The 1,971-nt window shown below is 39.8% G+C and carries 2 protein-coding genes; both read right to left on the bottom strand.

Annotated elements, in window-relative coordinates; genetic code table 11:
* The coding region (locus GX497_18350) for a DNA polymerase III subunit beta (protein HHY75140.1) at positions 1-440 on the bottom strand (440 nt) is incomplete at its 3' end.
* Positions 441-609: 169 nt separating this feature from the next.
* Positions 610-1,953 (bottom strand): chromosomal replication initiator protein DnaA, encoded by a 1,344-nt coding sequence (gene dnaA / locus GX497_18345; GenBank protein ID HHY75139.1) that lies wholly within the window; start codon positions 1,951-1,953, stop codon positions 610-612.
* Positions 1,954-1,971 lie beyond the last annotated feature (18 nt).

The raw sequence follows: 1,971 nt of genomic DNA, 5'->3' as shown, positions 1-1,971 counted from the left end.
CGAATAATCGCTTTCAATAAATCGGGCGGTATTTCGAATTTATTATCGTTGGAGATCTCCGGCAATAACGGATATTCGGATGCATCCAAACCGATCAAATGGAATTCCGTTTTTCCTGAGCGAATATGAGTTTGAAAATCATTCACCACTTCGATTTCAACATCATTTGTAGGAAGTTTTCTTACGATTTCGTTGAACATTCGGGCTTGTAAAACGATGGATCCAGTTTCCACAATGTTGATAATTTGATCGCCGTTTTCTTCGGCTGGAATAAATGTTTGGATGGTGATATCTGCATCTGATCCTGTCAACAGAATGCCGTTGTTTCTGACATCTATTTTTATCCCGGTCAGGATAGGGATCGTTGTTTTGGAACTGATGGCTTTTGTTACATCATTTAGCCCATCCAACAGTCGATCTCGCATGATTTCAAATTTCATCGTCATACCTCACTTATTAAATTATTATTTTTTAAAATAAAAAGAGTAGGAATAGTAATAGTCGCTGTGGATTTGTGGATAAGCGTGATTTTTTCTGTTCGGACAACATATCCACATGTTAATACATTGTGAATAACCCTGTAAAAGAAAATGAAGGTTATCCACAACCTTATTTGCCAAGCATGCTGCGAATCCGCTTGATTTCTTCCTGCAGATGTTGATCCACTTTTAACAATTTTTCAATCTTCTCATGAGCATGAATAACCGTTGTGTGATCTCTTCCACCAAATTCTTCCCCAATTTTAGGCAAAGAAAAATCCGTTAATTCTCTTGATAAATACATCGCCACTTGTCGGGGGAATGCAATGGATTTTGTGCGTTTTTTTGAAGTGAAATCCTCTAATCGGATATTGAAATGTTCCCCCACAACCTTTTGAATGTCCTGAATTGTTACTGTTTTTGGTTTTGTGTTAGGCATTATGTCTTTTAACGCTTCTTGTGCCAATTCTACGGTGATGTCCTGATTAACTAAAGACGAATAAGCGACGACACGAATCAATGCTCCTTCCAGCTCGCGAATATTCGTGTCAATTTGGTTTGCTATGTAATGCATCACTTCATTCGGTATATCAAGTCCATCCGCTTTTGCCTTTTTGCGCAAGATCGCTATCCGCGTTTCCAGATCCGGAGGGGTGATGTCCGTAATCAATCCCCATTCAAACCGTGAGCGCAGGCGATCTTCCAATGTCGGAATTTCTTTTGGTGGACGGTCACTGGAAATGACGATTTGTTTTGATTCCGTATGCAATGTATTGAATGTGTGGAAAAATTCTTCTTGAGTTGATTCTTTTCCAGCCAAAAATTGAATATCATCAATTAATAATACATCCACGTTGCGATATTTGTTTCGGAAGTCTTCGGCCTTATTATCCCGGATTGAGTTGATGAACTCATTTGTAAATTTTTCTGAAGATAAATAGACCACTTTCGCATTTGGATTATGTTCAAGAACATAATGGCCGATTGCATGCATTAAATGGGTTTTTCCTAAACCAACCCCACCGTAAATGAACAATGGATTGTAGGCTTTGGCAGGTGCTTCCGCAACCGCGAGAGATGCTGCATGGGCGAAACGGTTGCCCGAACCGATGACAAAGGTATCAAAGGTATATTTAGGATTAAGCATGCTATGTGGGCTTTCTTGAGGCTCATTTGACTTCGTTTGAATGACCGGTGCCGGAATATCAAAATCATCGTTGTCCTGATCCTTTTGAACAACAAATTTAATATACAGATCTTCTCCGGTTAATTCGGACAAGATTCCCGCAATTAAATGTACATAGTGGTTTTCGAGCCATTCACGCGCGAAAGAAGTGGGCGCCGCGATTGTCACATTATTTCCTTTGTAAGAGAGCAATTTAGTCGATTTTAACCACGTCTCAAAGCTTGGTTTTGAAATTTGTTGCTCTACTCGGGCCAGGACCTTGCTCCATAACTCGTCTAAATGTTCCAAGCTTGTGACTCCTTTACT

This window comes from Bacillus sp. (in: firmicutes) (assembly GCA_012842745.1).
GTDB lineage: Bacteria > Bacillota > Bacilli > Bacillales > Bacillaceae_J > Schinkia.
This window is presented reverse-complemented; position numbering and strand designations above follow the sequence as displayed.